Origin of the sequence: Pseudonocardia sulfidoxydans NBRC 16205, assembly GCF_007989085.1 — a bacterium.
GTDB lineage: Bacteria > Actinomycetota > Actinomycetes > Mycobacteriales > Pseudonocardiaceae > Pseudonocardia > Pseudonocardia sulfidoxydans.
The window spans coordinates 1-5888 of sequence record NZ_BJVJ01000145.1 but is presented as its reverse complement, the minus strand read 5'-3'; the positions used below and the strand labels follow the sequence as shown (position 1 = coordinate 5888).

General features: G+C 72.4%; 6 protein-coding genes. 4 read left to right on the top strand and 2 right to left on the bottom strand.

The window, feature by feature from the left end:
• Positions 1–41: 41 nt before the first annotated feature.
• Positions 42–521, bottom strand: coding sequence for a MarR family winged helix-turn-helix transcriptional regulator (locus tag PSU4_RS30450; RefSeq protein ID WP_147116082.1), 480 nt, complete (start codon positions 519–521; stop codon positions 42–44).
• Between the two features lie 10 nt (positions 522–531).
• Entirely contained in the window at positions 532–3114 is a 2583-nt protein-coding gene (locus PSU4_RS30445; protein WP_147116080.1) for an MFS transporter, read from the bottom strand.
• 204 nt (positions 3115–3318) lie between these two features.
• Here PSU4_RS30445 and PSU4_RS30440 point away from each other — a divergent pair, with 204 nt between their 5' ends.
• From PSU4_RS30440 to PSU4_RS30425, 4 genes are read left to right on the top strand one after another with little or no spacing between them, the layout of a single operon-like run.
• Complete coding sequence (locus PSU4_RS30440) at positions 3319–3942, top strand: AIM24 family protein (RefSeq protein WP_147116078.1); 624 nt, start codon at positions 3319–3321, stop codon at positions 3940–3942.
• 2 nt (positions 3943–3944) lie between these two features.
• Positions 3945–4595, top strand: a complete 651-nt coding sequence (locus PSU4_RS30435; protein WP_147116076.1) for an AIM24 family protein — start codon at positions 3945–3947, stop codon at positions 4593–4595.
• Positions 4596–4606: 11 nt separating this feature from the next.
• A complete protein-coding gene (locus PSU4_RS30430) occupies positions 4607–5374 on the top strand; it encodes an AIM24 family protein (protein WP_147116074.1) in 768 nt (255 codons plus the stop codon).
• A 33-nt stretch (positions 5375–5407) separates the two neighbouring features.
• The gene (locus PSU4_RS30425; RefSeq protein WP_246115456.1) at positions 5408–5887 is read left to right on the top strand and encodes a hypothetical protein; all 480 of its coding nucleotides are present in this window, start codon (positions 5408–5410) and stop codon (positions 5885–5887) included.
• Position 5888 lies beyond the last annotated feature (1 nt).

Here is a 5888-nt window from a genome sequence, read left to right as displayed (position 1 = left end):
CCGACGGTTCACAGCAGTGAGGTTGCGCGCGGGAAGGGCGTCTACTGCGGGAGCATCGCCTCGGCGAGCCGTTCGAGCAGCGGCACCGAGTCGCCCAGGGTGGCGAGGGCGTCGGCGTCGAGGTCGGCGATCCGCTCGGCGAGCATCCCGGTCCCCCGGTGGCGCAGCCCCACCAGCAGGGCGGCCCCGTGCGCGGAGAGACTGACCCGGGTGGCCCGGTGGTCGTCGGGATCGGGGTCGCGCCGGACCATGTCCAGCTCGCCGAGGCAGTCGACGAGCCGGGTCATGGTCGGCGGGCTGATCCCGATCCGGTCGGCCAGCGCGCCCACCCGCAGCGGACCCGCGCTCTCCAGGATCGACAGCGTCGCGATCCGGGTGGGCGTGAGACCTTCGTGGTCGTCCGGGGCCCGCAGCGCATGGCTGAGCCTGCTCAGCACGATCCGCAGCCGGCCCGCGAGCTCCGCGACGGTGTCCGGGTCGGACCCGGTGGTGGCCGGCCTCGTCGACGGCACCACGGTCATGGCCCGGCCCTCAGCCGGCGGCGGCCGGCGTCGCGCCGAGCCGCAGGTCGAGGTGGGCGGGACCGTCGCCGGCGAGGTCGACGCGCTGCGCCGCCGGGCCGCCGAACGACGCCGTGACCGTGTACGAGCCGGGACGCAGACCCTCGACCTCGTACTCACCACCCGGCCCGCTCACGACGGCCGCGACGACGTGGCCGTGGTCGTCGGTCACCGTGACGGTGGCGCCCCCGAGCGGGGCGCCGCCGGGTCCGGTGACGACGCCCGCGAGCCGGGTCAGCGCGTCGGCCAGCTCCAGCTCGACGACCGCGGGGGCGCCGGTGCCGACGCGGACCGTCGCGGCCCGGGGCCGCCTGCCGGGCAGGCTCGCGGTCAGCGTGGTCTCCCCCGACGGCAGCCCGGCGAGGACGAACCCGCCCTCGGCGTCGGTGGTGGCCCGGCCGACGACACGCCCGGCCGAGTCGGTGGCGAGCACCGTCGCGGGCTCACCGGCCGGCACCGGGCGGACGACCCCGCGGACGGACCCGCCGCCCTGCAGGCTGAAGTCGCGCTCGACGCCGCTGCCGTTGAGCGTGACCGCGACGGCGTCGGCCTGAAAGCCGGGTGCCGTCGCGACCACGGTGTAGGTGCCGGGGGTGAGCCCGGTGAGGGCGTAGCTGCCGTCGGGGGCGACGACCGCGCGGCCGACCTGGCTGCCGTCGCCCGCGGTGACGACGACGACGCCGTCGCCGAGCTCGGTGCCGTAGGCGGCGAGCACCCGCCCGACCAGCTCACCGGCCGGGATCGGGCCGCGCGGCTGCGGCCGGGACCCGTCGACGATCTCGCTCGGGCCACCGACGGCCTCGCCCGCCATCGCGGCGAGCTCGGCACCGACGGTCTCGCGCGTCGCGGCCTGGGCGTGCCGGGCCTCGGTCGCGCGCCGGCTGCCGGTGAAGAACGATGCCACCGCGGCGACGAGGCAGGCGATCACCGCGAACAGGAAGGCCGCGGCGAGGCCGTCGGAGAACGGCTCCGAGATGAGGTTCGGGAAGAAGCTGCGCCCGGTGAGGAACGCGGCCTGGTCCGGCGGGATGGAGCCGAGGACGTCGCCGAGCAGCTGCTGGATCGGGTTGTAGCCGAGGAACGCGGCGAACAGCACGCCGACGGGCGGCAGGTTCGCGATGTTCGACGCGTCGGCGGCCGGGACGCCGTGCTCGAGCAGCCCGGACTGCATGACGCCGGGCAGGTTCGTCGCCAGGCCCGCGATCATGAGGCTGAAGAACAGCCCGATCGAGAGCACCATCGCCGAGTTCTGGAAGGTGGCGGTCATGCCGGCGCCGGCGCCGCGGGAGCCCGCGGGCAGGCTGTTCATGATCTCGGCGCGGTTGGGCGAGGAGAACAGGCCCATGCCGATGCCGTTGACGAGCAGCAGCGCGGCGAACGCCCAGTAGTCGAAGTCGACGGGCAGCAGCTCCAGCAGCAGGAACGTCGCCGCGGAGATGATCATGCCGCCGCTGGTGAACCAACGGGCGCCCCAGCGGTCGGACAGGACGCCCGACAGCGGCGCGGCGACGAGGAAGCCGATCGTCAGCGGAAGCATGTAGATGCCCGCCCAGAGCGGCGTCTCCTCGAAGGAGTAGCCGTGCTGGGGCAGCCAGATGCCCTGCAGCCAGATGATCAGCATGAACTGCAGGCCGCCGCGGCCGAGTGAGGCGAGCAGGTTCGCGAGGTTGCCGAGGGTGAAGGCGCGGTTGCGGAACAGCGACAGCTCGAACAGCGGCACCGCGACGCGGGTCTCGACGATCCCGAACACGATCAGGACGACGACGCCCCCGATGACGCAGGACAGCACGAGGGGGCTGGTCCAGCCCATGGTGTGGCCGCCGTAGGGCTGGATGCCGTAGGTGATGCCGACGAGCACCGCGATGAGGCCGACCGCGAAGGTGGCGTTGCCCCACCAGTCCATCTTGGCGCGCTTGCGCTCACCGGTGTCACGCAGCTTCATGTAGGCCCAGATCGTGCCGAAGACGCCGAAGGGCACGGACACGAGGAAGACGAGGTGCCAGTTCACCGGGCCGAGCAGGCCGCCGATGACCAGGCCGAGGAACGAGCCGGCGATCGCGGCGACACCGCTGATGCCCAGCGCCATGCCGCGCTGGCGGACGGGGAACGCGTCGGTGAGGATCGCGCTCGAGTTGGCCATCAGGAACGCGCCGCCGATGCCCTGGACGATGCGCCAGATGATCAGCCACCAGGCGGCGGCGTCACCGTGCTGCCAGGTCACGGCCAGGAAGATCGACGAGATGGTGAAGACCGCGAACCCGAGGTTGTACATCCTGGCGCGGCCGTACATGTCGCCGAGGCGGCCGAAGCCGACGACCAGCACGGCGGTGACGACCAGGAATCCCATGATCATCCACAGCAGGTAGCTGGTGTTGCCGGGGCCCAGGGGGTCGATGCCGATCCCCCGGAAGATGTCCGGCAGCGCGATGAGGACGATCGAGGAGTTGATCGTCGCCATCAGCAGGCCGAGCGTCGTGTTGGACAGCGCGATCCACTTGTAGCGGGGATCGGGTTCGACCCGCTCCCCCGTCGTTCCCGCGGCTCCGGGATCCATCTCCCGCACCGTCGACCGTGCAGGCGCCACGTGTCACCAACTCCTACGTCACGAACATTTAGTTGCTTTACACTAAAAAAATTTGCATCAGCGAGCGATGCGATTGGTCCGGTTCCGGCGGTGTCCGGTCTCACAAACACCCGTGTGGGCGCAGCAGCATGGGACGCCCGCGACGAACCGGACGGTCGTGCCAGGATCGCGGGCATGCAGCCCTTCCGGCTTCACGGCACCCGCATCCTGGAGGTCGACCTGCGCGGCGGCTCCGTCCGCGCGGCGACCGGATCGATGATCGCCTACGACGGCGACGTGACCTTCAAGAACGCGGGCATGGGCGGGGGCGACGGCCTGCGCGCCGCCCTCAAACGCCGCGCCACCGGCGAGTCGATCGCCCTCATGCAGTGCAGCGGCACCGGCGTCGTCCGGTTCGCCAAGGACGCCATGGAGGTCCTGCTCGTCGAGCTCGCCGGCGACACCCTGCGCGCCGAGTCCGAACGCCTCCTCGCCCTGTCCGACGGGCTGTCCACCGACGTCGCCTTCGCCGGCCTGCGCGGCGCCAGCTCGGGTCAGGGCCTGTTCACGACGACCGTGTCCGGCCACGGCGTCGCCGCCCTGCTCTCGGCCGGCGGCCCGCCGATCGCGCTCGAGGTGTCCCCGCAGTACCCCCTGGTCGTCGACCCCGACGCCTTCATCGCGAGCCAGGGACAGCTCAACCAGACCTTCGTCACCGACGTCTCGTGGCGCACCCTCGTCGGGGAGGGATCCGGCGAGGCGTTCTCGCTGCGCTTCGACGGCAAGGGCGTCGTCTACATCCAGCCCGAGGAGCGCTGAGCGTGGGCTTCACCGAGATCAACCACAAGGTCGTCGCCGCCGACGTCGCCCCGGGCCGCGAGGTCCTCGCGCGCCGCGGCGCCATGCTCGCCTACACCGGTGCCGTCGGGTTCGCACCCGTCCACGCCGGGCAGGGCGGGCTCGGCGGGATGGCCGGACGCATGATGTCCGGCGAACAGGTGCCGATGATGGTCGCCCAGGGCACCGGCACCGTCTACTACGGACACCGCGGGCTGCACGTCACCGTCGTCGAGCTCGACGGGTCGGGGCCGCTCACCGTCGAGGCCGACCGGCTCGTCGCCCACGACGCGCACCTGCAGTCGGCCGTGGTGTTCCTCGGCTCGCAGGGCGGGCTGCGCGGGGCCGTGCGCGGCGCGGTGAGCGGGCAGGGCCTGTTCACCACCCAGCTGCACGGCGTCGGTGCCGCCGCGGTGCTCTCCCACGGCGGCACCATCGCCCTCGACGTGCGCCCCGGCGTCACCACCACCGTCGACCCCCAGGCGTTCGTCGCCCACGTCGGCCAGGTGACCGCGGACATCTCGCTCAACGCGAGCTGGCGCGACGCCGTGGGCCGCGGCTCCGGCGAGGCCGTGCAGCTCAAGCTCACCGGCCACGGAACCGTCTTCGTCCAGGCGTCCGAACAGAAGATCTGAGGCTTCCCCCGATGAGCACACCACCCACGCCCCTGTCGCCGGACACGTTGCCCGACAACGACAACGTCCCCGGCAACCACTACGCCTACTGCGTGCGCCTCGACGGCAGGCTGTTCATGCAGACCGGCCGGATGATCGCCTACTACCCCGGCCCCGGCGGGCAGCCGATCCGCTTCGAGCCGCTGTCGTCGGCCAGCATCGGCGGCATGGTCGCGACGCGCTTCTCCGCGCCGCTCTACACCCGCGACTGGGTCGTCGCGACCGGCGCCGGGCACCTGATCCTGGGCGACCGCGGCTACGACATCAACAGCTACGACCTCGACGACGGCAACCTGACGCTGCGCGCGTCGAACCTGCTGGCCTTCGACGAGACGTTGGAGCTCAAGCAGTCGATCGTGCCGGGGTTCCTCACGCTGATCGGCACCGGGAAGTTCCTGGCGTCCAGCTCCGGGCCGGTGATCTTCGCCGAGCCGCCGATCCGGGTCGACCCGCAGGCGCTCGTCGGCTGGGCCGACTGCCCGTCGCCGTCGCACCACTACGACGCGACGTGGATGACGGGGTTCCTGCACTCGGCCATGGGGTTCCTCGGTTCCAACTCCGGTGAGGAGCGCCAGTTCGACTTCACCGGGGCCGGGACGGTGCTGTTGCAGTCGAGCGAGTCCGGCGTCCACGACCCGCACCTGCTGCGCCAGCTGGAGTCGCAGATCGGCGGGCTGGGCACGCCGGGGCTGCAGCACCTGCAGGGCGTGATCGCGCAGCAGCTGGCGCGGGAGCGGTGATTCTTGTCAGGGGTCGCCGCTAGCGTCCGCCGCATGGACGAGACAGCGACGGCCGCCGCGCCGATCATGGACCGCATCACGGCGGCGGTCGAGCGGTCGCGCCGCGGCGACGTCGAGGCCGCCGCCGCGGAGTTCGACGCGCTGTGGGACGAGCTCACCGGCCCCGACGGCGACCCGTTCCACCGTTGCGTGCTCGCCCACTACGCGGCCGACGTGCAGCCCGACCCGCACGCCGAGCTGATGTGGGACGAGCGGGCGCTCGCCGCGGCCGCCTGCGCGAGCGACGACAGCGCCCGGGCTCACCACCCGTCGCTGCGCATCGCCGGGTTCTACCCGTCACTGCACCTCAACCTGGCCGACGTGCTGCGCCGCCTCGGCGAGCACGAACGCGCCCGCGAGCACGTCGAGTCCGCCCGGGCCCGGATGGGCGACCTGCCCGACGACGAGGCGACCGCCGGCTACCTCGAGACGATCCGCACGGCGCTCGACCGCGTGGAGCGTGACCTGTCCTAGG

Coding starts and splice junctions, on each gene's coding strand:
- PSU4_RS30450 (WP_147116082.1), bottom strand. CDS start 521: ATGACCGTGGTGCCGTCGACGAGGCCGGCCACCACCGGGTCCGACCCG.
- PSU4_RS30445 (WP_147116080.1), bottom strand. CDS start 3,114: ATGGATCCCGGAGCCGCGGGAACGACGGGGGAGCGGGTCGAACCCGAT.
- PSU4_RS30440 (WP_147116078.1), top strand. CDS start 3,319: ATGCAGCCCTTCCGGCTTCACGGCACCCGCATCCTGGAGGTCGACCTG.
- PSU4_RS30430 (WP_147116074.1), top strand. CDS start 4,607: ATGAGCACACCACCCACGCCCCTGTCGCCGGACACGTTGCCCGACAAC.
- PSU4_RS30425 (WP_246115456.1), top strand. CDS start 5,408: ATGGACGAGACAGCGACGGCCGCCGCGCCGATCATGGACCGCATCACG.